Source organism: Bradyrhizobium sp. 170, assembly GCF_023101085.1.
In the GTDB taxonomy this organism is placed as follows: domain Bacteria; phylum Pseudomonadota; class Alphaproteobacteria; order Rhizobiales; family Xanthobacteraceae; genus Bradyrhizobium.
Genome location: NZ_CP064703.1, coordinates 4643334 through 4670133 on the forward strand (window position 1 = coordinate 4643334; position 26800 = coordinate 4670133).

At 62.9% G+C, this 26800-nt stretch carries 27 protein-coding genes; 12 read left to right on the forward strand and 15 right to left on the reverse strand.

Going from position 1 to position 26800, the window contains the following annotated elements:
• Positions 1 to 73: 73 nt before the first annotated feature.
• On the forward strand, positions 74 to 499 hold the full coding sequence (locus IVB05_RS21590; protein ID WP_247777840.1) for a hypothetical protein: 426 nt from the start codon (positions 74 to 76) through the stop codon (positions 497 to 499).
• Between the two features lie 18 nt (positions 500 to 517).
• Here IVB05_RS21590 and IVB05_RS21595 read toward each other — a convergent pair whose 3' ends face one another.
• On the reverse strand, positions 518 to 1030 hold the full coding sequence (locus IVB05_RS21595; RefSeq protein ID WP_247777841.1) for a DUF1993 domain-containing protein: 513 nt from the start codon (positions 1028 to 1030) through the stop codon (positions 518 to 520).
• A 96-nt stretch (positions 1031 to 1126) separates the two neighbouring features.
• Here IVB05_RS21595 and IVB05_RS21600 point away from each other — a divergent pair, with 96 nt between their 5' ends.
• The 3 genes from IVB05_RS21600 to IVB05_RS21610 all read left to right on the forward strand — a co-directional run bounded on the left by IVB05_RS21600 (position 1127) and on the right by IVB05_RS21610 (position 3474).
• On the forward strand, positions 1127 to 1906 hold the full coding sequence (locus IVB05_RS21600; RefSeq protein WP_247777842.1) for a transporter substrate-binding domain-containing protein: 780 nt from the start codon (positions 1127 to 1129) through the stop codon (positions 1904 to 1906).
• 211 nt (positions 1907 to 2117) lie between these two features.
• Positions 2118 to 2957: a DUF2147 domain-containing protein gene (locus IVB05_RS21605; RefSeq protein WP_247777843.1), complete on the forward strand. Its 840-nt coding sequence runs from the start codon at positions 2118 to 2120 to the stop codon at positions 2955 to 2957.
• Positions 2958 to 3120: 163 nt separating this feature from the next.
• The gene (locus IVB05_RS21610) at positions 3121 to 3474 is read left to right on the forward strand and encodes a hypothetical protein (protein WP_247777844.1); all 354 of its coding nucleotides are present in this window, start codon (positions 3121 to 3123) and stop codon (positions 3472 to 3474) included.
• 12 nt (positions 3475 to 3486) lie between these two features.
• Here IVB05_RS21610 and IVB05_RS21615 read toward each other — a convergent pair whose 3' ends face one another.
• Together IVB05_RS21615 and IVB05_RS21620 are read right to left on the reverse strand one after the other, a co-directional pair.
• A complete protein-coding gene (locus IVB05_RS21615) occupies positions 3487 to 3891 on the reverse strand; it encodes a cupin domain-containing protein (RefSeq protein WP_247777845.1) in 405 nt (134 codons plus the stop codon).
• A 134-nt stretch (positions 3892 to 4025) separates the two neighbouring features.
• Complete coding sequence (locus IVB05_RS21620; protein ID WP_247777846.1) at positions 4026 to 4724, reverse strand: ribonuclease activity regulator RraA; 699 nt, start codon at positions 4722 to 4724, stop codon at positions 4026 to 4028.
• A gap of 225 nt (positions 4725 to 4949) precedes the next feature.
• On the opposite strand from IVB05_RS21620, the gene pxpB reads away from it, so the two are divergent.
• Genes pxpB through IVB05_RS21635 form a run of 3 tightly spaced genes read left to right on the forward strand, consistent with a single transcriptional unit; the run spans position 4950 to position 7539 of the window.
• Positions 4950 to 5681 (forward strand): 5-oxoprolinase subunit PxpB, encoded by a 732-nt coding sequence (pxpB, locus tag IVB05_RS21625; RefSeq protein WP_247777848.1) that lies wholly within the window; start codon positions 4950 to 4952, stop codon positions 5679 to 5681.
• The gene (locus IVB05_RS21630) at positions 5678 to 6733 is read left to right on the forward strand and encodes a biotin-dependent carboxyltransferase family protein (protein WP_247777850.1); all 1056 of its coding nucleotides are present in this window, start codon (positions 5678 to 5680) and stop codon (positions 6731 to 6733) included. The genes pxpB and IVB05_RS21630 overlap by 4 nt, the downstream gene beginning before the upstream one ends.
• 35 nt (positions 6734 to 6768) lie before the next feature.
• Entirely contained in the window at positions 6769 to 7539 is a 771-nt protein-coding gene (locus IVB05_RS21635) for a 5-oxoprolinase subunit PxpA (RefSeq protein ID WP_247777851.1), read from the forward strand.
• Positions 7540 to 7542: 3 nt separating this feature from the next.
• Here the strand turns inward: IVB05_RS21635 and IVB05_RS21640 are convergent, their stop codons facing one another.
• The 7 genes from IVB05_RS21640 to IVB05_RS21670 form a co-directional block, all read right to left on the reverse strand.
• Positions 7543 to 7695 carry a hypothetical protein gene (locus tag IVB05_RS21640; RefSeq protein WP_247777853.1) on the reverse strand — a complete coding sequence of 51 codons (153 nt, stop codon included), beginning with the start codon at positions 7693 to 7695 and terminating at the stop codon, positions 7543 to 7545.
• A gap of 179 nt (positions 7696 to 7874) precedes the next feature.
• Positions 7875 to 8999 carry a serine hydrolase gene (locus IVB05_RS21645; protein ID WP_247777854.1) on the reverse strand — a complete coding sequence of 375 codons (1125 nt, stop codon included), beginning with the start codon at positions 8997 to 8999 and terminating at the stop codon, positions 7875 to 7877.
• Between the two features lie 309 nt (positions 9000 to 9308).
• Positions 9309 to 10907, reverse strand: coding sequence for a sulfite reductase subunit alpha (locus IVB05_RS21650; protein ID WP_247777855.1), 1599 nt, complete (start codon positions 10905 to 10907; stop codon positions 9309 to 9311).
• On the reverse strand, positions 10904 to 12706 hold the full coding sequence (locus IVB05_RS21655; protein ID WP_247777857.1) for a NirA family protein: 1803 nt from the start codon (positions 12704 to 12706) through the stop codon (positions 10904 to 10906). The genes IVB05_RS21650 and IVB05_RS21655 overlap by 4 nt, the downstream gene beginning before the upstream one ends.
• Positions 12707 to 13058: 352 nt before the next feature.
• Entirely contained in the window at positions 13059 to 14225 is a 1167-nt protein-coding gene (locus IVB05_RS21660; protein ID WP_247777859.1) for a CmpA/NrtA family ABC transporter substrate-binding protein, read from the reverse strand.
• Positions 14222 to 14812: an ANTAR domain-containing protein gene (locus tag IVB05_RS21665; protein WP_247777861.1), complete on the reverse strand. Its 591-nt coding sequence runs from the start codon at positions 14810 to 14812 to the stop codon at positions 14222 to 14224. Before IVB05_RS21665 ends, IVB05_RS21660 begins: the two co-directional genes overlap by 4 nt.
• 180 nt (positions 14813 to 14992) lie before the next feature.
• Positions 14993 to 15259, reverse strand: coding sequence for a hypothetical protein (locus tag IVB05_RS21670; RefSeq protein ID WP_247777862.1), 267 nt, complete (start codon positions 15257 to 15259; stop codon positions 14993 to 14995).
• A 226-nt stretch (positions 15260 to 15485) separates the two neighbouring features.
• On the opposite strand from IVB05_RS21670, the gene rimO reads away from it, so the two are divergent.
• Complete coding sequence (gene rimO, locus IVB05_RS21675) at positions 15486 to 16805, forward strand: 30S ribosomal protein S12 methylthiotransferase RimO (protein ID WP_247777864.1); 1320 nt, start codon at positions 15486 to 15488, stop codon at positions 16803 to 16805.
• Positions 16806 to 17047: 242 nt separating this feature from the next.
• The gene (locus IVB05_RS21680) at positions 17048 to 18244 is read left to right on the forward strand and encodes an acetylornithine transaminase (protein WP_247777865.1); all 1197 of its coding nucleotides are present in this window, start codon (positions 17048 to 17050) and stop codon (positions 18242 to 18244) included.
• A gap of 127 nt (positions 18245 to 18371) precedes the next feature.
• On the opposite strand, the gene IVB05_RS21685 is transcribed toward IVB05_RS21680, so the two are convergent.
• The 3 genes from IVB05_RS21685 to pcsA all read right to left on the reverse strand — a co-directional run bounded on the left by IVB05_RS21685 (position 18372) and on the right by pcsA (position 20898).
• Positions 18372 to 19346, reverse strand: a complete 975-nt coding sequence (locus IVB05_RS21685) for a quinone oxidoreductase (RefSeq protein ID WP_247777867.1) — start codon at positions 19344 to 19346, stop codon at positions 18372 to 18374.
• 95 nt (positions 19347 to 19441) lie between these two features.
• Positions 19442 to 20167 (reverse strand): TerC family protein, encoded by a 726-nt coding sequence (locus IVB05_RS21690; RefSeq protein WP_247777869.1) that lies wholly within the window; start codon positions 20165 to 20167, stop codon positions 19442 to 19444.
• Positions 20164 to 20898 (reverse strand): phosphatidylcholine synthase, encoded by a 735-nt coding sequence (gene pcsA / locus IVB05_RS21695; protein WP_247777870.1) that lies wholly within the window; start codon positions 20896 to 20898, stop codon positions 20164 to 20166. Before pcsA ends, IVB05_RS21690 begins: the two co-directional genes overlap by 4 nt.
• A gap of 134 nt (positions 20899 to 21032) precedes the next feature.
• Between pcsA and IVB05_RS21700 the strand changes: the two genes are divergently transcribed.
• Positions 21033 to 22223 carry a UbiH/UbiF family hydroxylase gene (locus IVB05_RS21700; RefSeq protein ID WP_247777873.1) on the forward strand — a complete coding sequence of 397 codons (1191 nt, stop codon included), beginning with the start codon at positions 21033 to 21035 and terminating at the stop codon, positions 22221 to 22223.
• Positions 22224 to 22381: 158 nt separating this feature from the next.
• Here the strand turns inward: IVB05_RS21700 and IVB05_RS21705 are convergent, their stop codons facing one another.
• The gene (locus tag IVB05_RS21705; RefSeq protein ID WP_247777875.1) at positions 22382 to 23335 is read right to left on the reverse strand and encodes an AEC family transporter; all 954 of its coding nucleotides are present in this window, start codon (positions 23333 to 23335) and stop codon (positions 22382 to 22384) included.
• A gap of 123 nt (positions 23336 to 23458) precedes the next feature.
• Here IVB05_RS21705 and hspQ point away from each other — a divergent pair, with 123 nt between their 5' ends.
• Positions 23459 to 23791: a heat shock protein HspQ gene (gene hspQ / locus IVB05_RS21710; RefSeq protein ID WP_027537766.1), complete on the forward strand. Its 333-nt coding sequence runs from the start codon at positions 23459 to 23461 to the stop codon at positions 23789 to 23791.
• Between the two features lie 70 nt (positions 23792 to 23861).
• Here hspQ and IVB05_RS21715 read toward each other — a convergent pair whose 3' ends face one another.
• The gene (locus IVB05_RS21715; RefSeq protein WP_247777877.1) at positions 23862 to 24677 is read right to left on the reverse strand and encodes an invasion associated locus B family protein; all 816 of its coding nucleotides are present in this window, start codon (positions 24675 to 24677) and stop codon (positions 23862 to 23864) included.
• A gap of 302 nt (positions 24678 to 24979) precedes the next feature.
• Between IVB05_RS21715 and IVB05_RS21720 the strand changes: the two genes are divergently transcribed.
• Positions 24980 to 26764: an extracellular solute-binding protein gene (locus IVB05_RS21720; RefSeq protein ID WP_247786832.1), complete on the forward strand. Its 1785-nt coding sequence runs from the start codon at positions 24980 to 24982 to the stop codon at positions 26762 to 26764.
• The last annotated feature ends 36 nt before the right edge of the window (positions 26765 to 26800 follow it).

Sequence of the window (26800 nt, forward strand, 5' to 3'; positions counted from 1 at the left end):
TAACGAGGGAAGACACGGGGCGGCAACGAGGACACTGATTCTGCTCACGGCGCCCCGATCCGGAGGCTGAATCGTGACTCAAGGCGACCCGACCGATAACGCGCTGGCGGCCATCGCCAGCATTCTCGACCGACCGGAGAGCCACCGCGAGCCCGAAAAACCCGCGGTCGCGGAGCATGGGCCGATGGTCCCTCCGCCGATCCCCGTGATCCCTTCGCCGATCGAGGCTCACGGCTACTCCAAATTCGGCCCCGGGCCGATGGCCTCGATCCGCTTCAAGTGGACGGTCCGCCTCGAGAATGGCGACTACTATGTCGACGAGACCATCGGGGAGAATTCCGCTCCGATGGTCAACGGCCCGATGTCGAGGGAAGCCGCGATCCAGATGGTGGACGATCGCGAAGGCGACTCACGCCGGCGCTTCGAGCAATTGAAGAGCGAGATGACCGGACGCGGTGCCGCCGCCAACCTGGTTCGCAAGGACAGCGGAGACGCATAGACCGCCGCTTCTCAAGCGTTACCTCGGCGGCCCCAAAAAATCCTTCTTGGCGAGGTCGACGCCCGCATGGCGCAGGATGTCGTAGGCCGTCGTGACATGAAAGAAGAACTGCGGAACGCTGAACGTCAGCAGCAGCGATTTGCCGGTGAATTTTCGCTGGGCGCCGTTCTTGAAAGTGAAAGCGACTTCCTTGTCGGCTGCGGCGTCGATCTCGGCGCGCGGCAAGCCTTGCACGAAATCGATCGCCGCCGATATCCGCGCCTTGAGCTCGGGGATGTCGGGCTCGGTATCTGAAAACGTGTGAGGTGCACGACCAGCCAGCAGCGCACCGGCAACGATCGCATGCCGGTTGGCTTCTCCCACCTGCTGCTTCAGGCTGTACATGGTGGGTGAGAGCCGCATGTTCAGAAGGACGGCGGGATCGATGGTTCGGGCTTCGGCATAGGCCGAGGCCTGGTCGAGAAGGCTGGACAGATTCCCGAGATACGGAACGAAGACGCCGACGGAAGCCTCGTGAAGCGAGATGGTCACGTTTCGATTTCTCCGGCTGGCATCGCGTTGCTATCTGGTTTAAATCCGACGCCGTCGCTTCAGGATGTCAGCTATTTCGCCGGTGGAGAAGACGTGATGTTTCGGATGTTGGCCAGCCTTGCGTTCGTCATGCTGTGGACGGTTTCCGTACACGCGCAGCAGCTGGCGAATTCCCGCCTCGACGACATCATCAAGCGCGGCACGCTGCGAGTCGGCATGACCGGCGACTATCGTCCCTTCACCTATCTCGACAAGACGACTTCGAAATTTACCGGCTTCGACGTCGACATGGCGGAAGCACTTGGCAAGGCGCTCGGCGTCAAGGTCGAGTTCGTTCAGACGGCGTGGCCGCAGCTGATGAAGGATTTCGAAGCCGACAATTTCGATATCGCGATGGGCGGCGTCTCGATCACGCTCGACCGGCAGAAGAAGGGAATGTTCTCGACGCCGATCATGCGCGAGGGCAAGACGCCGATCGCCCGCTGCGCCGACAAGGACAAGTATGAGACCATTGCCGATATCGACAAGGCCGGCACGCGCGTCATCGTCAATCCGGGCGGCACCAATGAACGCTTCGCCAAGGCGAACATCAAGAACGCCGAGATCAAGATGTGGAACGACAACGTCACGATTTTCGACGAAATCGCCAAGGGCAATGCCGACCTGATGATGACGGACTCTTCCGAGACCCGCTACCAGCAGAAACAGCACCCGGGCGTGCTCTGCGCGGTGCATCCGGAAAAACCGTTCGACTTTGCCGAGAAGGCCTACTGGCTGCAGCGCGACATAGCCCTGAAGGCCTTTGTCGATCAGTGGCTGCACATCGCCACTGAGGACGGCAGCTTCAGGAAAATTTATGCGGCCTGGTTCGATTGATTCCTGGTCGGATAAGCCTGTTTTCGCAGGAAATTGACCGTCCCTTGGGCGCTATTTAGACTGCCCCAAGTTAGACCACCGAAGTCGAATTTGAACCAAAGCCGCTAGTACACGACTTATACTTTGAAAGTGATCTGGATCACGTTGGGGGAAGCTATTGCTGCGTAATAGCTTCGGGGGAATGGGGTTCCCTGCTCAGGAGGTCGCAACAATGAAGAAGTGTCTCGCTATCGCCGTGCTCTTGCTGGCGAGCAGCCTCACCACCGCGCAGGCCCAGTACTCGTTTGAGTATGGCGGCCGCACCATCACCATCGATCCCGATCGCGGCACGGTTCAGATTCCCGGCGTCTACGATAATACCGGCAAGAAGGCCAAGCGCTCGCGTGGCGAGGAAGGCGATCTTGATCGTCCGGGCAAGAAGGCGCCGCAGCAGGCAAAGTCCGCCCCGCAGGCTGCACCTGAGACGGCAACGCCGGCTGTACCTGCACCGGCTGAACAGGCTGCCGCTCCGGCGGCTGCGCCTGCCGCCCCTGCTCCGCCCGCTCCACCCACCACTTCGAGGGGCGAGCCGTCGGCCGCGACGGCGGCAGTAGCGCCGGCGGATACGGCTGCGCCTGCAGCGCCCGCGCCTCCAGTGCAACAGAATGCCGCTCCGGCTGCACCGCCGGCGCCGGCTCCCGTTGCCGCACCAGCGCCACCGCCGCCGCAGCAGAAACAGGCCGCCGTCCCGGCAGCTTCGACACCTTCGTCTGCGAACTCACCGCTCGGCATGTGGCTGACGGAGGAGAAGGAAGGCAAGGTGCGGATCGAACAGTGCGGCCCCAATCTCTGCGGCTATTCCGTCGACAAGAAGTCGAACCAGAATGGCGAGCAGGTCCTGATCAACATGAAGCCCGGCAAGGACAAGTGGAGCGGCCGGATTTTCGATCCGAATTCCGGCAGCACCTACGATTCGACGATCGCGCTGAAGGGCACCGACAATCTGCGCGTTCAGGGCTGCGCCTTCGGCGGCATGTTCTGTGGCGGTCAGACCTGGACCCGCGTCAACTGATCGGCAAGCACTGCTAGTCTAACGCGTTCAACCAAAGCCCCGCCGCAACGCGGGGCTTTTCACTGCGCGGGCTTTTCACCGAGAAACTAGCTCGTGATGACAGTCACAGTCGTCATGGAACCGCTGTGAGACCATGATCGTGTCCAAACCAAAGGGGCACGTCATGTTAAAGTCTCGGAAATCTCTGGTAGCCGCTTCGCTGATTGCGGCACTAGGCTTTGCGACACCATCCGCGGCCGCGACGTTCGACGGCGCCTGGAATGTGCAGATCAATTCGTCGAACGCCGCCTGCAACAGCGGCGCGTCGGTCTCGATCGGAATCAACAACGGCCAGGTCGCCTCGAACAGCGCGACTGTAACGGCATCCGGTCGCGTGGCCGAAGCGGGCGCCATCCATGTGACCCTGGCGAGCGGCATGAAGCGCGCGGTCGGCTCCGGCGTTCTCACAGCCACGTCAGGATCGGGCACATGGCGCGCAGCCCTGTGCTCCGGCACCTGGACCGCGCAGCGCCTGTGAAGCGACAGGCGTTCAGCCGAGCTTCGCCGAATACTCCGCGTCGGTCACGTGCTCCATCCAGGTGACGTAGCTGCCGTCGGCCGCTTCCTGCATGGCAATGTGAGTCATGGCGTTGGTTGGCGAAGCGCCATGCCAGTGCTTTTCACCGGGCGGAATCCACACGACGTCGCCGGGGCGAATTTCTCTGATCGGTCCGCCTTTGGCCTGCACCCGTCCGACCCCTGAGAGGACATAGAGCGTCTGGCCCAGCGGATGCGTGTGCCAGGCCGTGCGCGCGCCCGGCTCAAAGGAGACGCGCGTCGAGGCCAGCCGTGCCGGCGCCTCGGTCTGGATGATCGGATCCTGCAGCACCGTGCCGGTGAAATATTCCGGTGGCGCCCGGCGCGTCGGCCGGGAGCCCGCGAGATGGATATCCATGGAGTTGTCTCCCTTTTCTGGACTTGTGTTTCTTGTAGGGTGGGCAAAGGCGCTCTTCGCGCCGTGCCCACCATAACCCGAGCCGTATGCCGCGTTCGACGGTGGGCTCGCTTCGCTTAGCCCACCCTACATCGTTATTTCTTGCTGGCCGCGTAGCGCGCCTTGGTCTCGGCGTTCATCGGATAGAGGCCCGGCAATGCCGCACCGTTGTTCACCTCGTTGACGATCCAGGCTTCCATCCGCTCCTGCTCCGGCCCTTCGGCCAGCACATGGTCGAGCAGCGCCCGCGGGATCAGCACCGCGCCGTCCTGGTCGGCGACGACGATGTCGTTGGGAAATACCGCAACCCCACCGCAGCCGATCGGCTCGCCCCAGCCGACGAAGGTCAGCCCGGCCACCGAAGGCGGCGCCGCAAACCCGTCGCACCACACGGGCAGATTGGTGCCGAGCACGCCTTCGACGTCACGCACCACGCCATCGGTGATCAGCGCCGCAACGCCGCGCTTGACCATGCGCGCGCAGAGAATGTCGCCGAAGATGCCGGCATCAGTGACGCCCATGGCGTCGACCACGGCGATGCAGCCTTTCGGCATCGCTTCAATCGCGGTACGGGTCGAAATCGGCGACGACCACGACTCGGGCGTTGCGAGATCTTCGCGCGCGGGCACGAAGCGCAGCGTAAAGGCCGGTCCGACCAGCCGTGGCTGCCCGGGCCGCAGCGGCTTGGTGCCGCGCATCCAGATGTTTCGCAGGCCCTTCTTGAGCAGCACGGTGGTGATGGTGGCGGTGGATACGCCGGACAGGGTTGCGAGGGCTTCGGGGGACAGGGACATCTGGGATGCGGGCTCCGGAGAATGGGCAAAGGTAGCGCATCTTGCGAAGCGCGGATGTCACGTCAAGGGCTCGCGGAAAAAAGCGCGATCACAACATCTTATCGTCGGCATGCAGATTAATTTATTGAACTTACTGGCTGATTTCGCGTGAAGCGAATTCCACTCGCGCCCAAAACACGGTACAGCTTAAGGCCAGCACAGAAGCTGCGAGACAGTTTAGAGGCCATGGCCGCGACGCTTCCCCCGCCCCGCCTTTTGCCGAGTGGCGACAGCGCCATCACGGTGGAATTCAGCCGTAACATCGACGATGCCGCCAACCAGCGGGTGCTGGCACTCGATCGTGCCATGGCCGCCGAGCCGGTGACGGGCGTCACCGAGACCGTGCCGACCTATCGCTCGCTGTTGGTGCATTACGATCCCGAGCAAATCGATTTCGACAAGCTTGGCGAAAAGATTCTCGCGCTCGCGCAACGGCCGGTACCGGCAACGACAAAGACCCGGCGCTGGCGCATTCCGGTCGTTTATGGCGGCGAGCACGGCATCGACCTCGAGGATGTCGCAAAAACCCTCAACACCACGCCCGACGAGATTGTGGCGCGGCATGTCGCCGGCGACTACCGGGTCGCCATGATCGGCTTTACGCCCGGCTGGTCCTATCTCAGCGGGCTTACAGACTCCCTGCACATGCCGCGGCGGCAGAACCCGCGCTTGCTGACGCCGGCCGGCACCATCTCGATCGGCGGGGTACAGACCGGCGTGCAGTGCCTCGCCGGCCCGAGCGGCTGGCACCTTCTGGGGCGGACGGCGGTCCGCACCTACCAACTCCATCGCGATCCGATCTTCCTGCTGGAACCGGGCGACAACGTCACCTTTGCGCCGGTCGATGCCAAGACCTTCGCGGAGCAGGATCGCGCCGCTGAAGCCGGCGAATTCATTGCCGAGCAGATCGCCTCATGAGCAAGCTCGTCATTGCATCGATCGGCCCGGCAAGTTCGGTACAGGACGGCGGACGCCCCGGCGCCCAGCGCTACGGCCTGGTGCCGAGCGGGGCGATGGATCGGCTGGCGCTGGCGGCCGCCAATACGCTGGCCGGCAATGAGCCGTTCACGGCGGCTGTCGAGGTCGGTCCGTTCGGAGCAAGGTTTACCGCACGCGGCGGCGCGGTGCGCGTCGCCCTGGCGGGAGCCCCGCGCAATGCCGATATCGCCGGCCGCGCCGTGGCGTCGGATACTTCCGCAACCCTCGCCGACGGCGAGACGCTGACGCTAGGCTTTGCCCGCGGCGGTTCGTTCAGCTACCTCGCGATCGAAGGCGGCATCACCGGCGAGTCGATGTTCGGCAGCCTCGCCGTCAACGTGCGCGCCGGCCTCGGCAGCCCCTATCCGCGCCCCCTACAGGCTGGCGATGAACTGCAGACAAAGGCCGCCAGCGGCGCGGCGGAGCGGCGGATCGAACTGCCGGCGGCAACCGACGCGCCGATCCGCGTAGTCTGGGGTCCGCAGGATGACGAATTCGCCGACGCGACCAAAAAACTGTTTCTCGACAGCGAGTGGAAGATATCGGCGACCAGCGACCGCATGGGCTACCGGCTCGAAGGCCCCCTGCTCAAGCACCTCCACGGCCACAACATCGTTTCCGACGGCACCGTCAACGGCAGCCTGCAGGTGCCTGGCAATGGCCAGCCGATCGTGCTGATGCCCGACCGCGGCACCAGCGGCGGTTATCCAAAGATCGCGACCGTGATTTCTGCCGACTTCGGACGGCTTGCGCAGATCCCCGCCGGGCGCGCCTTTCGCTTCAGGGCCGTCAGCATGGCGGAAGCGCAGGCGGAAGCGCGCAAATTTGCGGAGCTGCTGCGCACCCTGCCCGAGCGGCTGCGGGCCATCGAAAGCGTTGATCTCAACATCGATGCGCTGCACGATGCCAATGTCGCGGGCCACGCCGTCAGCGCCGTCGATGCCGGAACCTGGCACGCCGTATCTCTGGCTGAAATGTCGGGCCCGGACTGATCAACCAATCCACTCACGAGAAGCGGACCAGCAACATGACAACCATCGACCTCAATTGCGATCTCGGCGAAGGATTTGGCGCGTGGGAAATGGGCAACGACGCCGCGATGATCGAGCTGGCGACGTCGGTGAACGTCGCCTGCGGCTTTCATGCCGGCGACGCCGACATCATGCGCCGAACGGTTGAGCTGGCGAAAGCGCGCGGCGTCAGTGTCGGCGCGCACCCCGGATATCGCGACCTGCACGGCTTCGGCCGGCGGCCGATCCCCGGCTTGAAGTCTTCGGAGATCGAGAACCTCATCGCCTACCAGATCGGCGCGTTGCAGGCGATTGCGACCGCGGCTGGCCACAAGGTCACGCATGTCAAGGCGCATGGCGCGCTCTCCAACGTCGCCTGCGAGGACGACATGACCGCGAAGGCCATCGCCAACGGCATCAAGGCCGTCGACCCCAACCTGATTTTCGTGGTGCTCGCCAATTCAAAACTGGTGCAGGCCGGCGAAGCCGCCAACCTGCCGTTGGTGCACGAGGTGTTTGCCGACCGCGCCTACGAAGACAACGGCTCGCTGGTGTCGCGCAAGAAGCCGGGCGCCGTATTGCACGATGCGAAAGCGATCGCCGGCCGCGTGGTGCGGATGGTGCAGGACGGCGCGGTCGTGTCGGTCACCGGCAAGGTGATCAAGATGCGCACCGACACCGTGTGCATTCACGGCGATACGGCCGGCGCGGTCGACATCGCGCGCGCGGTGCGTCAGGCGTTGAAGGATGCCGGGATCGCAGTCGCGCCGTTCAAGACGGCGCAGTAACTCTCAGAACGGATGAACCGAGAGCGTGCCGAACACGATGGCGGCAATGAGCGCGAACGCGCTGTAGAGCGCGGCGGTGTGCAAGCCGGTGCCGGAACGGCGGGACACCGAGCGTGCGTAAAGGTGCAGGCGGGCTTCCGCCGATAGTTCGCGCATGATCGATCTCCAACGCGGCATGGACTGCATATGGAATATCGTTTGCGCTCTGATGCAAGATATCCGCCGAAATAGCGATGCGGGCGCTCCGGCGCCCTCCATTTCGAGGGGAAAATTCCCCTCTACCCGACCAGAGCGAGAATTTTATTCGGGCCGATTTGAGCCAGTTGGAACCCAAATCAGTGCGCTGGCAGGTTCGGCTCCAATCGCGACAGTGCTGGAAGCACACGGTAGCGGGCGATTTCATGCCCAAAGTCGCCGCGGTTGGCGAGCAGAATCACGCCGACCTTGTGATCCGGTACAAGTCCGACATAGGCCGACGCGTTGTTGAGCCCGCCCGGTTTGTCAACGACGCCTACTCCGTCCACGTCGACATTCTCCCACGCCATCGCTTGTCCGAATTTCTCGTTGAAACGGAACATTTCACGCTGAGTCATCTGCAGCGCTTCGCGCAATTGCGGATCCACCGCTCCACCGCCGAGGCAGGCGGTGAGAAAAATGGCGAGATCCTGCGCTGATGAGAACATCTGCCCGCTCCCTGGGAAATCATAATAGCCCTGCTGGTTGCCCGGCGGACCGATCGGCGTGCCGTCATCGGAATAGCCCTGGACGACGCGCTGCATGAATTCAGGACGCATGACGGCACGGTTGTCCGGTCCACGTTCGGGAAGCAGCGTCGAACTCATCCCTAGCGGCCTCAGGATCCGGCTTTCGATGAGCTGACCAATTGGAACCCCATACCGACGCTCGAGCGCTAGCTGCAGCAGCACGTAACCGGCGTGAGTGTAGATGCGTTGTTTGCCCGGCTGTTCGCCCGCCTGCGGCGTCCAGGCATTGAGGATGTCGAGAAATTGGCCCAACGAGTATGACTCGTTGGGCCATGGTGGGTGATCCGTCGCCAGCAAGAGGCCAGAAGTATGGGTCGCAAGCTCACCAATCGTGACCCGACGAATATAGTCGCCGTTCAATTCGGTGACGTACTTGTTGACCGGATCGTCCAGCCTTATTTCGCCGCGCAGCGTTCCGAGCGCGACCAGTGCAGCCTCAAACACCTTGCGCACGGACGCTATGTTGAACAGCGTGTCCGGTGTGATCGGCCGCTTGCCGGCTTGATCGGCGAGGCCGTAGTTGAAGAACTGGACGTGGCCCGCGATGTATATCGCGGATGCGAGCCCGCCGGCATCATTGGCCGTCACCACAGGGGCGAAATTTTCCGCCATAATGTCCTGAACCCGTGAGCTCAAGTCCAACTCTGTCATGGCCACGCGCGCCGGACTGGGCAGGAAGACGAACAGAAGGGCCAAGCCCGCGGTGAACGAGGAGGACCATGATCTCATACTACAATCCGACAGGCATCACGAGATAACCGGCGGCTGGTTCGCCGGTCGAGCGACACAAGCGATTGACACAAGCGCCATCAAACAACAGCACGTCGATTGTGGGGATTTCGTTCGACATCGTAGTCGTCGCTGCTTGGTCTCGACCAAGACAAATATAAGCGTTGGCGAGGCAACCGAAATCACATTCCGGATACTCTGGGGGCCAAGCGCTGCTGCCTCACATTCGTTCAACTTGCGTCAAGCAGGTGTGCTCCGCGTTAATAAATCAACGCCCTAGTAAACATCCTGCTGGAATCGGCCCTGCTTCTTGAGTTCCCCGACAAAATTGACGGCCTCGTCGGTCGTACGGGCGCCAAACTGGGCGACGATATCGACCAGGGCGCGCTCGACGTCCTTGGCCATACGCTTGGCGTCGCCGCAGACATAGATGTTGGCGCCCTCGGCGAGCCAGGTCCACAATTCGCGACCGACTTCGCGCATGCGATCCTGCACGTAGAACTTCTTGTCGCCGTCGCGCGACCACGCCAGCGACAACCGCGTCAGCAGGCCCGACGTCTTCAAGGCGTTGAGTTCGTCGGCATAGAAGAAATCGCAGTCGCTGCGCTGGTGGCCGAAGAACAGCCAGTTCTTGCCGGGTGCGCCGGTGGCGCGGCGATCGAGCAGGAAGGCGCGGAACGGCGCAACGCCGGTGCCGGGCCCGATCATGATGATCGGCGTTTTGGGATCCTGCGGCAGCGCGAAGCCGTGGGCCTTCTGCACATAGACCTTCAGCACATCGCCGGGATTGATGCGTTCGGCGAGGAAGGTCGAAGCCAGCCCCAGGCGTTTGCGCTTGTTGATCACATAGCGCACGCAGTCGACCGTCAGCGACAATTTTCCGGGCGTCGCGTTATGCGACGACGAGATCGAATAGAGCCGCGGCTGCAGCGGTTCGAGCGCTTCGACAAAGGCCTCGGAGTGTGGGCGTACGCCGGAGAATTTCTGCAGCACCGCCATCACGTCAAGGGTTGCCGCGTCGCCGTCTGGATCCTCGCCCTGCGCCAGCGCCCTCGCCTTCTCGCGGGTGGTCCCACCAGTGATGAAGGAGATCAGCTCGAACAGCGAGTCCGGTGCCGGCGACAGCGAGACATCATCGATCAGGACTTCCCGCAGGGTCTTGCCGTTGACCTTGGTGGTGTGGGAGGCGCCGAGCAGCGCGATGATCTGGTCCACCAGCCCGACATCGTTGCGCGCGAAGATGCCAAAGGAATCGCCGACGACATAGTCGAGGCCGCAACCGGAGAGATCGAACTCGATATGCCAGGTCTCCTTCTCCGAACCCTTCTTGTTCAGGAGGCGCCGCGACAGGAAGGTCGCCGCGATCGGGTTGTCGCGCGAGCGTCCAGGCTCGGCCACGACTGCAGGCACAGCCGGCGCGGCTGCGGGCGTCGATGAGGCCGCAGCCGGCTCCTTGTCGATGTCTTCATAGAGCGACTTCAGCATCCGCGCGGTTTCCTTGCCGCCGGGGACGCAGAGGTTGAGCCGCGCCTCGCTCTTGCTTGCGATCGCTTCCGAATAGTTGTGGCAGTCGTAGCCGCACTGGCCGCAATCCTGCTGCGCCATCGCAGCCATCATGCGCCGCCGCAGCGGGCGGCCTTCCGCGAGCTTCATGCGGTCGGCCATCGGCATGGTCTGGTCGTGCCACGGTGCTTCGCCGTCATCGCCGTCGCCGGCCGCGCCCTGCATGACGGCCGCGCCTTGTTCGGCCGACAACGGCGTCGCATCTGACAGAAGTCCGGCGAAGAACCCGTTCAGCCACGAGCGCTGCGCTTCGGAGAATGGCGCACTGGACGGGATGATTTCGATCTTCGGCGGAGGCGTGATCTGGTTCATGTGGACACCTGAGCGTCAGCAACTTGGGCATCGGCGAGCTTGCGCAGCGTCTCGCCGTCATGGCGGCGCGCAAACGTCAGGAAGGTTTCTTCGGGCGAAACGCGGTGCGCGAGATAGGCCTTCAGCAGTCTCTCGACCGTCTTCGGCGCGTCTTCCGCCTTGAGGTCGTGATAGACCTCCTGCCCGACATCGGCATCCGGACCAAAGCCGCCGCCGGTGAACAAATGATAGCCCTCGACCGGATCGACATCCTCGCCGACATCCACCTTCGCCGCGATCAGCCCGATATCGCTGATGTAGTGCTGCGCGCAGGAGTGATGACAGCCGGTGACATGGATGTTGAGCGGCGTGTCGATGTTGACGCGCGGCTCGCACCAGTCACCGATCTCGGCGGCATGGCGCTTGGTGTTCGACGCCGCAAACCGGCATCCGGCATTGCCGGTGCAGGCGATCAGGCCGGCGCGAATTTGCGAGGCTTCGACCGCCAATCCGATCTTCCTGATCGCGGCGATCGCCAGCTCGACGTTCTCGTCGCGCACCCCCGGGATCAGCAGGTTCTGCCAGACCGTTAGCCGGATATCGCCGTCGCCGAGGTCCTGCGCGATCCTGGCCAGCCCGCGCATTTGATCGCAGGTAACTTTGCCGAGCGGCAGCGACACGCCAATCCAGTTCAATCCCTCCTGCTTCTGCTTGTGCACGCCGATATGTGCCATTCGGTCGAACGCCGGCCGCGGGGCGAGCGCTTCCGGCGGCACACGGGTGAAGGGTTTGCCGAGCCGCTCCTCGACGAGGGTGAGAAACTTGTCGTGCCCCATGCCATCGAGCACGTATTTCAGCCGCGCCTTGTTGCGGTTGGTGCGGTCGCCGAGATCGATGAAGATGCGCACGATGGCGTCAGACACTTTTGTCGCATCGGCCGGCTTGACGATGATGTCGCCATATTTGGCGAAATCCCTGTGGCCGGTGATGCCGCCGAGCCCCAGGCGAAACCAGACGCCGGGCTCTGCGCCAAAGCCATCCTTCACCTCGACCGCGGAGAACGCGATGTCGTTGGTATCTTCCAGCACCGCGATCTTGCCGGCGCCGTCGAAGGCGACGTTGAACTTGCGCGGCAGCCCGTACAACGAGCGATCGTTGAGGATGTGGTAGTGCCACTCGCGCGCATATTCGCGGGTGTCCAAGAGCTCCTGCGGATCGATCCCGGCGGTCGGCGTGCCCGTGACGTTGCGGATGTTGTCGGCGCCGGTACCGCGCGAGCACAGGCCGAGATCCTGAATGCCCTCGATCAACGCCACCGCGTTCTTCGGTGGAATCTCGCGCACCTGCAGATTGGCGCGCGTGGTGACGTGGCAGAACGGTCCGCACAGTTTTTCGGCCAGATCAGCCAGGCCGGCAAACTGCCAGTGCTTCAGAATGCCGTTCGGGATCCGTAAGCGGCACATGTAGGAATCCTGCGCCGGCGCCACATAGAACAGGCCGTAATAGCGCCAGCGGAAATTATCCGCAGGATTCGGCGGCGTATTGTCGAGCGCCTGCTGCTTCAGCCGCGGATAGGCATCGAACGGATGCTCCTCGCGCTTGAATTTTTCCGGATCGGCGAGCTTCTTGCCGGAGGCTGTGACCTTGTCCTGCGCCTTGATATGCGCGGCATCCGGTCCGGCTGGTTCGGCATTCGCCTTGCCGACGCCAGCGCCGCCGAGGCCGCGTCCCACCCGGCTGATCTGCAGCCCGGTGGTAAAGCCTTCGAGGTAGCGTTTCTGCTCGTCGGTAAAGTCGACTGTGAGCGTTTCGATCTTCATGGTGCGCGACGAAGCTCCTGCGGCCACGAGGGGTGGCGTCAACGAAGTTGGGTGCGACCGCCTGGAAACCAGCGTGGCCTTTTGGGCCGGGCTGGATTGAACGGTCCGACCAGCTTCGTTGCTGCGGAAATCCATCTTGGACGTAGGCCAGCAGGCATCTACGACGACCGGCCGCACTGCAACATACAAGTTGCGTGCCACATCAGGGTCTATAAAATATCTTTGTATTTCAATGTGTTCCGAGCCAAGTCTCGAAACTATGAAGCTGGCTTCACTGCTGCTCGTGAAGCAACTGGCCTAAAATTTAGGCGACATGGATGTGTGCCGAATATTGCTTCACTGAGGAGTCCGGTCAGGGCTTCCAGTGGCCGATCTGAAATGCGGCCAGATGCCCGGCGATGTCGCCGGGGTCAAACGCGGGGCCAGCAAAGGCGCCGATGGCTTCCGATGCGCCGGGGGGCTTGCCCTGATGCCCCTTGGCGGCGTCGTAGAGGTCCGGCCTGAAGACCCCCATGGCGGTCCGGAGCGCGTCCGGCCGCATCGCCGTCTGCCCCCAGCGCACCATTTGCGCATAAAGCCAGGCGGCCTGCGCGGGATCGGGACGCCCGGCGCCCTCACGCCCGACCAGAAGATATCGGCCGCTCTCGCGCCGCTGGCCATCGGGTGAAATCTTCAGCCGGCCATCGAGGGTGCGCTGGATCACCTCGGCGCCGACGCCGATCCGGTCGGGCCGCGCCAGGACATGCGCGGTCTCGGCGCGGTTTCCGGGATCCTCGATGTATTCGGCGGCGTGGGAAGCCGCCCGGACCAGGGCAGCCAGCACGTCCGCATTCTTTTCCGCCCAGCTTTGCCTGACCGCGAGAACCTTTTCTGCGGCGCGCACCAGGATGTCAGAGACGAAATGCAGGATGTGGCCGACGCCGAGATCGACCGCAACCGAGTTCCAAGGCGCGCCGACGCAGAACGCATCCACATGCCCATTGGCGAGGCTGTCCACCATGTAGGGCGGCGGCAGCACCACCAGGCGAACGTCCTCGTCGGGATCAACCCCGCCGGCCGCCATCCAGAACCGAAGCTGGTAGTTGTGGGTGGAGAACGGGAACGTCATGCCAAAAGTCAGCGGTTCCGCGCCGCTCTTGCGCCTGATGGCCACGACGCGCGCGAGCGCCAGCGCGGTAGCCATGGGATCGACGGCATCGCCCTCGATCTCGCCCATAATTGCCGCATGCAGCGCCGGCGATACCGTGATCGCATTACCGTTGAGGCCCAGATTGAATGGCGCCACAATTGGCACCTTGACGTGTCCAAGCCCGAGACTCGACGCAATCGCTACCGGCGCCAGCAAATGCGCGGCGTCGAACAGGCCGATATTGAGCTTGTCGCGGACATTGGACCACGACACTTCCCGCACCAGCTTGACGTCGAGCCCTTCGGCCGCCGCAAAGCCCTTGTCGACGGCGATGATCAGCGCGGCGGCGTCGACCAGCGGAATGAAGCCGATATGCAGCGGTGTCGTCATTTCAACAGCTCCGAGGCGGTCAGGATCGACTGCGCGATCTCTCCGATCTTCTTTTTCTCGCGCATCGCCGTGGAGCGCATGAGCACATAGGCCTCATCTTCCGTGAGGCCCTTCACCTTCATCAGGATTCCCTTGGCACGGTCAATCACCTTGCGTTCCTCGAGCGCGAATTTGGTGCGGTCGAGTTCGTCCTGCAGCTTCGAGAAGGCGTTGAAGCGGGAGATGCAGAGGTCGAGGATCGGCTTGATCCGCTCCTTCTTCAGGCCATCGACGATATAGGCGGAAACGCCGGCATCGACGGAGGCCTGGATCGAGGCCGCATCGCTCTGGTCGACGAACATGGCAATCGGCCGCCGCACCGCGCGGCTGACCTGGAACATCTGTTCCAGCACGTCGCGGCTGGGGTTTTCCAGGTCGATCAGGATGACGTCGGGATCGAGCGCGTAAATACGCGCCAAAAGGCTCTGCATTTCGCTGATATGCACGACGCCGGTAAAGCCGGCTTCCCGCAACCCCTCTTCAAGGATTGCGGCCCGGATCGGGCTTTCGTCGACAATGACGATTTTCGGCGACGACTCAGCGCTCATGGATCAACTCTTGGCCCGGCCAGCATGCATAGCACGTCGGGAGCCCCGGCAAAGCCTTGTAATTGTGGGCAATTGGGACTAGTTCGTGCGCATCAATCAGGCGGATTTGGATACGCGAGTAGCGGCTGCGGCCAAAGTGCCTCGCCAAGCCCCGCTGCCGGTGCACCACTGCAAAAATGATCAGAGTGGCGGCGTCTTATATCTTTTAAGAAGAGCTGACTGACCTGCTATCTCTGCGAGTTCTGCGCTCTCGAAAATGCCTTCGGCTGGAAGTCGCTGCCAACCTTCAGCTATTATTTCACCTTCGTATTCCGACTTGTAAGAGTATTCTTCCGCGAAGGTAAAATGCCCGTCATCGCGCTGCAGAATTGCAACGCGCCGCTGCTGCGGCTTCCCCGTAGAGACAGATACGACATGAATTGCCTCTAACACCTTCACCAACTCCATCTTCATGTATCCTCAAACGCTCAATGCGGAGATCCGTGCGGCTTGGTCGAAGTGACTGCATGCCGGCCAATTGACTACCCCAAGGCGTACATCTTGCCATGCCAGCTCGTGGCCCATTGCGTTGGCAGTGGCCCGCGGCCGGGACCGCGGTGGTTGAAATTTTCTATCAGATCAATTACTTGAACCGCAACTCCGAACAATTCAGCTGCAGACCCAAGGCGAGCACATGGAACGAGCGCCGCGTATATCATTTACATCCCTCGGCTGCCCCAAGGCGCTGGTGGATTCCGAGCGCATCATCACCCGGCTGCGCGCCGAAGGTTATGAGCTAGCCCGGCGACACGACGGCGCCGATATCGTGATCGTCAACACCTGCGGCTTCCTCGACAGCGCCAAGCAGGAATCGCTCGGCGCCATTGGCGAAGCCATGGCCGAGAACGGCAAGGTCATCGTCACCGGCTGCATGGGCGCCGAACCGGAGCAGATTGAGGCGGCCTATCCCGGCGTGTTGTCGATCACAGGTCCGCAGCAATATGAGAGCGTGCTGGAAGCCGTGCACCGGGCGCTGCCGCCGGTCCACAACCCGCATCTCGATCTGGTGCCGCCGCAGGGCATCAAGCTGACGCCGCGGCACTACGCTTATCTGAAGATTTCCGAGGGCTGCAACAACCGCTGCAGCTTCTGCATCATTCCAAAGCTGCGCGGCGATCTCGTGTCGCGCCCGGCCAATGACGTGCTGCGCGAGGCTGAAAAGCTGGTCGCCGCCGGCGTCAAGGAATTGCTGGTCATTTCGCAGGACACCTCGGCCTATGGCGTCGATATCAAATATGCCGACAGCCCGTGGAAGGACCGCCAGGTCCGCGCCAAATTCTTCGACCTCGCCAAAGAACTCGGCGATCTCGGCGCCTGGGTGCGGCTGCAATATGTCTACCCCTACCCGCATGTCGACGAAGTCATCGGCCTGATGACCGAGGGCAAGATTCTGCCCTATCTCGATATTCCCTTTCAGCATGCAAGCCCGGACGTGCTCCGGGCCATGAAGCGTCCGGCCCACCAGGAAAAGACGCTGGCGCGGATCCAGAAGTGGCGCGCGGAATGTCCTGACCTGACGTTGCGCTCGACCTTCATCGTCGGCTTCCCCGGCGAAACCGATTCCGACTTTGCGTATTTGCTCGACTGGCTGGAAGAAGCCGAGATCGATCGGCTCGGCTGCTTCAAATACGAGCCGGTGGCGGGTGCTGCTTCCAACGCCATCGGCAATGCCGTGCCCGACGAAATCAAGCAGGAGCGCTGGAACGCGCTGATGGCCCGGCAGCAGAAAATCTCCGCCCGCCGCCTCAAACGCAAGGTCGGCACCCGGCAGCAGATCATCATCGACGAAGTCGGGCCGACGGTCGCAAAGGGTCGTTCAAAGGCCGATGCGCCGCAGATCGACGGCGCGGTCTATCTGTCCAGCCGCCGCCCGCTGAAGGTCGGCGAGATCGTCACCGCGAAGATCGAACGCGCGGACCAGTATGATCTGCACGGCAGCGTCGCAGGGTTTTGATCAAAGCGACGCCGCTTGACACGGCCTGCCATTCGGCTGTATGGGCCATCGCCATGAAACTGAACCGGACCAACCGCCGCGCCTGCCTGCGTCGTCGCTCCAGCGACGATGGATTGCGCCGTGTCCGACGACTACGCTGATCGACTAGTTCAGCAACGTTTTCGAGAAGGCCGCACCCTCAAAAGTGCGGCCTTCTTGCGTTTCGGCCTGCCCCTTCCCCCAAAACCCCAGAGGAGATCGACATGACTGACGCTACCCATCCGTTCGACGCGCTGATGGAGATTACCGCTCGCCCGCCGGTGGTGTTCGTCCGCGGTGCGGGCTCCTATCTCTGGGACGACTCCCGCAAGCGCTATCTCGACTTCGTCCAGGGCTGGGCCGTCAACGCGCTAGGCCATTCGCCGCCTGCCGTTGCGGAAGCGCTCGCCGCGCAGTCCAAGCTACTGCTGACGCCAAGCCCCGCCTTCTACAACGGTCCCAGCCTGAAGCTTGCGAAAGCGTTGGTCGAGAACAGCTGCTTCGATCAGGTTTTCTTCGCCAATTCAGGCGCGGAGGCCAATGAGGGCGCCATCAAGCTCGCGCGGAAGTACGGCGCGAAATACAAGAACGGCGCGTTCGAAATCATCACCTTCGAAGGCGGATTTCACGGCCGCACGCTCGCCACCATGTCGGCGTCGGGCAAGAAGGCGTTCGAGCCGCTGTTCGAGCCGAAAGTATCGGGCTTCCGCAAGGCCAAACTCAACGACCTCGATTCAGTGAAGGCGCTGATCTCGGACAACACGGTCGCCGTGATGCTGGAGCCGATCCAGGGCGAAGCCGGCGTCTGGCCGGCGACGGATGAGTTCCTGAAGGCGTTGCGCGCGCTGACCAAGGAGCACGGGTTGTTGCTGATCGTCGACGAGATCCAGACCGGCATGGGCCGTACCGGCAAGCTGTTTCACTATGAACATGCCGAAATCGAGCCCGACATCATGACGCTCGGCAAGGGCATCGGCGGCGGCGTGCCGCTGGCCGCCCTGCTCGCGACCGCGCATGCGTCGTGCTTCGAGCACGGTGACCAGGGCGGTACCTTCAACGGCAATCCCTTGATGTGCGCCGCAGGGCTTGCCGTGCTTGAGGAGGTTTCAAAACCGGAATTCCTGAAAGCAGTGGCGGACGTCGGCCTTTTCCTGGAAAGCGAGTTGCAGAAACTGTCGGCGCGCCATGGTCTCGGCGAGGTGCGCGGCCGCGGACTGTTGCTGGCGCTCGACTTGAAACTGCCGATCGGCGCCGCGATCGTGGCCGAGGCGCTTGCGGACGGCGTGCTCATCAACTCGCCGCAACCCGATGCGCTCCGCTTCATGCCGGCGCTCAACGTCACCCGCGAGGAGATATCGCTGATGATCGATTGCCTCGATGCGATTTTGGTCAAGGCAGGCGCGGCACGAAGGGTGGCTTAGCCCCAATCGTCATTGCGAGCGAAGCGAAGCAAGCCATCGCGCCACACGTGGAGGCATGGATTGCTTCGTCGCTCACGCTCCCTTGCGCAAACGCTTTGCGTTTGTCGCAGGCAATGGCGGCGGAGACTTACGGCCGCAAGATCGCAGCCCCCGTCGTCGCCCTGCTCTCGAGCTCCGTATGCGCCTTCGCCGCGTCCTTCAGCGCATAGGCGTGGTTGATCGGCACGTGGAGCTTGCCGTTGATGACGGCGGCGAACAGCGTGTCGGCGCCTTCGAGCAGTTCCGCGCGGGTAGAGACATAGTCGTTCAGCTTCGGCCGCGTTGCAAACAGCGAACCGTGATTGTTGAGCTCAGTGAGCGGGAACGGCGGTACCGGGCCGGAGGCGTTGCCAAAACTCACGAACAGGCCGCGTGGCCGCAGGCACGACAGCGAGCCCGGGAATGTGGTCTTGCCGACGCCGTCATAGACGACATCGCAGAGCTCGTTGCGGCTGATCTGTTTGACCCGCGCCACGAAGTCTTCCTCGTTGTAGAGGATGACGTGGTCGCAACCATTGGCGAGCGCGAGATCGGCCTTCGCCTTGGAACCCACGGTACCGATCACGTGCGCGCCGAGCGCCTTCGCCCACTGGCAGGCCAGCAGGCCGATGCCACCCGCGGCGGCATGGATCAGCACGCGGTGGCCGGGTTCGACCTTGAAGGTCTTGTGCAGGAGGTACCAGACCGTCAGCCCCTTGAGCATCAGGACGGCGCCCTGCTCGTAGGTGATGTGGTCGGGCAGCTTGACCAGCTTGTCCGCCGGGATCACCCGCTCGCTGGCGTAGCCGCCGAGCGTGAAATAATAGGCGACGCGATCGCCGGGGTGAAAATTGGTGACGCCCGTCCCGACCGCCACGACCTCGCCCGCGGCTTCGTTTCCGGCGATGAACGGCAGCCCCGGCGCCTTGTAGAGGCCGGTGCGGAAGTAGACGTCGATGAAATTCAGGCCGACGGCATGCTGACGGATGCGGACCTCGCCCGGTCCAGGCGCCGGCACGTCCACGTCCTCATACACCAGGGCTTCCGGACCCCCTACCTTGTGCACGCGCACGGCCTTGGTCATGACAGTCTCTCCCTCGGTATTCCTGAAGCACCCAACTTGTAGGCGCAAACGAAAGCCATCCCCGCCGGGTTGTCAACTCGCCCGGCCGAACCCTGCTACCTGGCGACCTTCCTGCGGTTGCGCCTGGCGAGCACATTGAATAGTTCGACGGCCGCCGCGAACAACATGGCAAAGTAGATATAGCCGCGCGGGATGTGGAATTTGAATCCGTCAGCCACCAGCGCCACCCCGATCAGCACCAGGAACGCCAGCGCCAGCATCTTGGTGGTCGGGTGATCGGCCACGAACTTCGCCACCGGACCCGACGAGACGTACATGATCACGCAGGCGATCACGACCGCCGCGATCATGATTTCGAGATCCTCCACCATCCCGATCGCCGTGATGATGGAGTCCAGCGAAAACACCATGTCGATGACGATGATCTGCATGATCGCCCAGAAGAACACACTGGTTTTGGATTCGGTGTCGGGCTCGCCATGGCTCGCCTCGACTTCGGCATGAATTTCATGCGTTGCCTTCGCGATCAGGAATGCCCCGCCGGCGATCAAGATAATGTCGCGCCACGAAAGTTCGACGTCTCTCACGGTGACGACGGGCTCCGTCAGGCCGATCAGCCACACCAGGACGCTGAGCAGCACGATGCGAAACACCAGCGCAAGAAGCAGGCCGATCTGGCGTGCGCGTTTGGCCTGCGCGGGAGGAATGCGCGAGACGATCACCGATATGAAAATGACGTTGTCGATGCCGAGCACGATTTCCAGCGCCGTCAAGGTCAACAGCGCCGCCCAGGCTTCCGGACTCGTCAATAATTCGATCATGCCTTGAACGACTTGATTTGCCGGATCACGGCGTCACTTCCTATTACGTAAGCCGCGATGGCGCAAAGCCCGACGACGACGGGAGCGCCCACGTTGAAATCGCAGACGAGCGTATAGATCGCCAGCACGGCTCCGATGGCCATCAGCCACAGGGTCAGCCAGCGCAAACGTACCACCCGGATCGGATGCAACACATGAAACGGTGCGAATGTCAGCGCGATCAAGATGGCTATTCCGAGTGTCGACAGGGCCGGTGGCAGGTGCAGCAAGAACAAATAAAACGCCGCCGCGTTCCATAGCGCAGGGAAGCCGCGGAAGTGATTGTCGGACGCCTTCATGCGCCGGTCCGCGAAATAGAGCGCACCTGACACCGTAATGCCGATGCCGAGAATTGGCGCCGCCACCGGCAGCAGCATCCCGCTCGCCGTGATGGCATAGGCCGGCACGAAGACATAGGTCACGAAATCGACGACGAGATCGAGCACCTCGCCCGACCAGTTCGGCTGCAGCCGCACGACATCCAGCTTCCGCGCCAGCGGGCCGTCGATCGCATCGATGATCAGGGCGACGCCAAGCCAGCCGAACATGCTGGCCCAGTGTTCGCGCACGGCCTCCAGCATCGCCAACAACGCGATGCCCGCGCCCATCGCCGTGAAGATATGCACGGCGAATGCTGCGGTCCGCATTCGGCTGGTCGCGGGTGCGGAATCTGGCTCGGTTGTCTGGTCCATTGCTCCGGCAGTGCTATCAGGAATCGCTTCGATTTGCATATCGGCGCTTGCGGCGTTCCGCCGCGCGATTGGGCGGAAACATTTCGGCCAGTTGATGGCTTGAAAATGCCGCCCCGAACGTCAATTGTCCCAATATGAACGATGCATCGCAAGTTTATGACGCCGCCGTGATCGGCGGCGGTCCGGCGGGATTGACCGCGGCCATCGCGCTGGCCGCGACTGGCGCGAAAACCGCCCTGCTCGCCCGTCGCGTCCCCTATGCCGACAACCGCACCACGGCGCTGCTCGGGGCTTCCACCGACCTGCTCGAACGGCTGGAGGTCTGGTCCCGCTGCCGGGACAAGGCGGCCGCCTTGCGGACCATGCGCCTCGTCGACGACACCGGCCGGCTGATCCGCGCGCCAGAGGTGCGCTTCACCTCGGACGAGATCGGTCTCGAACAGTTCGGCTACAACATCGACAACCGCTCGCTGATGGTCGCCCTCGAAGAGCGTGCCGCCGGGCTTTCGAACCTGATCCGATTTGACGATGAGGCGGCAACGATCGACCCGCAGGACGCGACCGTCATCATCTGGACCGGCAAGGGCGAGCAGCTTGCCGCGCGGCTCGTGATCGGCGCCGACGGGCGGCAATCGCCTTCCCGCGAGGCGGCCGGAATCGGGATCAGCCGGCGCGACCTGCATCAGTCGGCGCTGACGTTCAACATTTCCCATTCGCGGCCGCACAACGGCATCTCCACCGAATTTCACACCACGCAAGGTCCGTGCGTATTCGTGCCCCTGCCCGGCAACCGCTGCAGCGTGGTGTGGGTCTCGGCAACCAGGGAAGCCGAGCGGCTGATGTCGCTCGGTGATGACGAATTGTCGGAGGCCGCGGAAAGGCAGTCTCACTCCATTCTCGGCCGCGTCCAGGTTGAAGCCGGCCGCAACCTGTTTCCGCTGACGATCGAGCGTCCCGACCAGTTCGCCAGCCGTCGCGTCGCACTGGTCGGCGAATCCGCCCATGTGGTGCCACCGATCGGCGCGCAGGGCCTCAACATGGGATTGCGCGATGCGGCCGATATCGCCGACATCGCAGGCGGTGCGATCTCGCTCGGGGAAGATCCGGGATCGCCGGCGGTGCTGGCGCGTTATCAGTCCGCCCGCCGCGCCGACGTCGCGAGCCGGCTGATTGCCATCGATGTCGCCAACCGCTCGCTGCTCAGCGATTTCTTAGGCATGCAATCGCTGCGCGCCGCCGGCATGCACCTGCTTGGTTCGTTCGGTCCGCTGCGGCGGCTCGCGATGCGCGAGGGATTGGCGCCGACCTGGAAGCGCGTGAGCTGACCATACTGCCGTAGCCCGGGCGAGCGAAGCGACCCCGGGGAGCGGTCCCGCATATCGCTTCGCTCATGCGGGCTACGCTCATCGCGCCGCGAAGTGATTTTCTACTTTGCATGGGGTTGTTTTCGCGATTTTGTGGTTCGAGAAACCCGCGCCACGCTTTATGGGAACACCAGCCGTCCGCTCTGGATGAACCACATCACGCTGGTCAGTGTGACCACCGAGGCAAAGGTCCCGATCAGGACGGCGACCGACGCCGGCTCGATCCAGGTATTGTTCTGCCGGGCGATCACGAACACGTTCAGCGCCGGCGGCAGTGCGGCCATCAGGACCGCGGTCGCCGCCCAGGGCTGCGCGAACGGCCCGAACAGCAGCATCAAGCCGAACACGATGAGCGGATGAACCAGCAGCTTGATCGCGATCACGCCGGGCACTTCCCAGGGCACGCGATCGAACGGGCGCAGCGCCACGGTGACGCCGAGTACGAACAGCGCGGTCGGCGCGGCCGCGTTCTGCAGGAACAGCAGCGTTTTGTCGATCGCAACGGGCAATTGAATTTGTAGCGCCGCAGCGAGCGCTCCGGCGGCAGCCGACATGATCAGCGGGTTCAGCACGATCTGCCGCACGGCGACACCAATCGCGTGCAGGAAGGAGGGATGCTTGCGATCGGTCAGCGCCATCAACAGTGGCACGATCGAGAACAGGAAAATGCTGTCGCAGCAGAAGATCAGCGCGGTCGGCGCCGCCGCCTTGCTGCCAAGCACCGCCAGCGCCAGCCCCGGTCCCATGTAGCCGATGTTTCCGTAGGCACCCGCAAGGCCGGAGATCGTCGCCTTGCGCAGCGAGAGCTCGCCGATGATTCGACCTGTCACCATCGCCAGCACGAAAGCGCTGATCGTGCCGATCGTCGTTGCGATCAGGAATGGCGGGTTGTTCAGTTCGGCGAACGGTGTCTCCGACATGATGCGAAACAGCAACGCCGGCAGGGAAACATACAGCAGGAAGAAGTTCATCCAGGCGAGGCCCGATTCCGGAAGGCCCCTGGTCTTGCCGCAGGCAAAGCCGATGAAGATCAGGCCGAAATAGGGAAGCGCGAGGTTGAGGATATCGAGCATCTCGAAAACGTCTTTTCGTCAGTGATTTCGGGGGTATGGCGCCGGACGTGGCCACTAGATGTAAAGGTTAATTCGTCCTATTGCCCCTAGCATCGGCCACAATCATGGTCTATTCGACGGGACATGATTAAAGCGCGCACCGCCAAATTTCAGATCGGGCAGATTGTCCGCCACCGGGTGTTTTCATTCCGGGGCGTGATTTTCGATATCGATCCGGAATTCAACAATACCGAGGAGTGGTGGTTGTCCATCCCCGAGGAGGTTCGGCCTCACAAGGATCAGCCGTTCTATCACCTGCTCGCGGAAAATTCGGAGTCCGAATACGTCGCCTATGTCTCCGAACAAAACCTGCTGCCGGACGATTCCGGCGAGCCGATCCGGCATTCGCAGGTGGCCGAGATCTTCGTGAAGGACAAGTCAGGCGGCTACCGCCCGCGCAATCCTTCGCTGAACTAGCGATCTTTGCCCGCAATAAAAAAGGCGCCCTGCTCGGGCGCCTTTTGTGTTTTGTCGAACGATGCGGCTCTTACTTCGCCGCCGGATTGGCGCCGCCGCCCCCCTCGAGCTTCTTGCGCTGCTCCTCAGCCTTCTTCTGCAGCTCTTCCTGCAGTTTCTTCTGGTTTTCCTCGAACTGCTTCGGGTCGGTCGGCGGACCGTCATAGGCCTTGGCGAACTCACCCGCGAGCGGCAGCGGCAGCGTCAGCGGCGCGCCATTGGAATTGATCGCCTGAACAACGAGATTCTGGCCCTTCTTCATGCTGGCGATCAACTCGGGGGTTGCTTCGTAGTCGGACATGCAACCGTTCTGGAAGCAGATGACGTAGGGGCCCTGCATCGGCGCATTGCTGTCGACGATGATCCGGGTTCCGTGCACGAGCTGCATGCCGAGCGGCAGGGTCACGCGCAGGAGCTTCTTCGGTTCGCCTTCCGGCTCAATGATGACGGCGGCGATGACGGGCTGGCCGGACTCGATGCGGCCGTCCTTGCCGGTGAAGCAAACCTGCTTGGCGCCGGCTTCCTGGCCCTTGAGGCAGAACTTGGTCCAGGGCGCGTAGATCAGCTGGACCTGCTGTTCCTGCGGCTGGGCGGCGGCGGGAGGAGCGCCGGCCGGAGGGGCCTGCGCGGCCGGGGCGGGAGCCTTGGGAGCAGCCTTCGGAGGCGCTTTTGGCGCCGCTGGAGCCGGCGCAGGCGCTTGCGCCAACTTGGTCGCGCCTGGCGCCGGCGCGGGCTGCTGGGCTTGCGCACCCGAAGCGATCAACGTTGCCGACAATGCCGAGGCCGCCAACAGGGCCAAGATCTGCCCACGCGGCCGGATCGACCCGGCCAAGATACCGAAATTCATTGCGGAAAACCCTTTCTGAACCGCAGCGCCCGAAACCGCTACAGGCACCGACACCTAGCCGCGCTGGGGCGGCTGTCTCGTTGGCAATTGAGGCGGATACGTGACAGGTGTTCCCGCCATCATCAACTGCCCGCCTTCAATACAGCGGCAGACGAAAAGATCAATGCCGACAGGCATCTTTGGCGTTCCTCGCAGGCCGAGGCCAAAGCCTATGGTAAAGCTTTCGGGTGCGCATTTTCGAATCAAATCCCTGCCCGCCTGTGACCGTCTCCGGGCGTATCCGCCTGCGTGTGTTGGCATGTATCGCCCTCGCGCTGGGTGTAACGCCGTCCGGGCCGTTCTGCGAAGCGAAGGCGGCCGAAAGCCACGCGCTGGCGATGCACGGCGTGCCAGCCCTCCCCCCCGGTTTCACGCATATGCCCTACGCCAATCCCGATGCGCCGAAGGGCGGCCGGCTGGTCTGGGGCCTCCTTGGAACTTTCGACAGCCTCAATCCCCAGATCGTCCGCGGTATCGCCGTTCAGCAGATCAGGGGCTTTGTGGTCGAGAGCCTGATGGCGCGCGGCAATGACGAGGCTTTCACGCTCTATGGCTTGCTGGCCAAAAGCGTCGAGACTGACGACGCGCGCAGCTACGTCACCTTCCACCTTGACCCCCAAGCGCGCTTCGCCGATGGCAAGCCGGTCACGGCAGAGGACGTGCTGTTTTCGTGGGAGCTGCTGCGCGACAAGGGCCGTCCCAATCACCGCCAGTATTATTCCAAGGTCGCAAAGGCCGAGGCGCCCGATCCGCGCACGGTGCGATTTGATTTTGGCGGCGCCAATGACCGCGAGCTGCCGCTGATCCTCGGCCTGATGCCGGTCTTGCCGCGGCACGCGGTCGATCCCGCGACGTTCGAGGAAACGACAATGACCGGACCGATCGGTTCCGGTCCCTATCGCGTCACCGCGGTCAAGCCGGGGGCCAGCGTCACGCTGACCCGCAATCCCGATTATTGGGGCCGCGACCTGCCGGCCAATCGCGGCTTGTGGAATTTCGACGAGATCAGGCTCGACTTCTATCGCGAGTCCAACGGCCAGTTCGAGGCGTTCAAGCGCGGCCTCTACGACTTCCGCGTCGAGCACGAACCGCTGCGCTGGCACGACGGCTACGATTTTCCGGCGGCCCGCAGCGGCGAAGTGATCCGCGATACCATCAAGACCGGGATGCCGCAGCCGTCGGAATTCCTGGTGTTCAACACCCGGCGCCCGGTGTTTTCGGACATCCGGGTGCGGCAGGCGCTGACGCTGTTGTTCGATTTCGAGTGGATCAACCGCAATTATTTTTTCGGACTCTATGCGCGCGTCGCGGGCTTCTTCGCAGGCTCCGAACTATCCGCCTATGCCCGTCCCGCCGACGAGCGCGAGCGCGAACTTTTGAAACCGTTCGCCGAGCGCATCCCGCCGGATATTCTCGACGGCAGTTATCGCCTGCCCGTCACCGACGGATCGGGCCGCGATCGCACGACCTTACGCAGTGCGCTGAAACTATTGTCTGAGGCCGGCTACGATCTCGATGGAACCGTGCTGCGGCAGCGTTCGACGAGGACGCCGCTCACCTTCGAAATCCTGGTGACGACGCGCGATCAGGAGCGGATTGCGCTGGCCTATCAGCGCGACCTCAAGCGCGCCGGCATCGAGGCCAGCGTTCGCGCGGTCGATCCCGTGCAGTTCGACCAGCGCCGGCTCGGCTACGAGTTCGATATGCTGCAGAACCGCTGGGATCAATCGCTGTCCCCCGGCAACGAGCAGTCCTTCTACTTTGGTAGCCAGGCCGCCGACATTCCCGGCACGCGGAATTACATGGGAGCCAAGGAGCCCGCCATTGACGCCCTGATTGCGGCGCTGCTCGAGGCGCGCGAGCGTCCAGCGTTCGTGTCCGCCGTGCGAGCACTCGACCGCGCCCTGATGTCGGGCTTCTACGCTATCCCCGTTATTAACGTGCCGGAGCAATGGATAGCGCGATGGAATCGGGTAGAACGGCCTGTAGCGACCGCGCTGACGGGCTATCTGCCGGAAACTTGGTGGCAGAAGCCGGAAGCGAAATGAATCACCAACTGTGCAACCCTCGTGACAGAGCCGAAG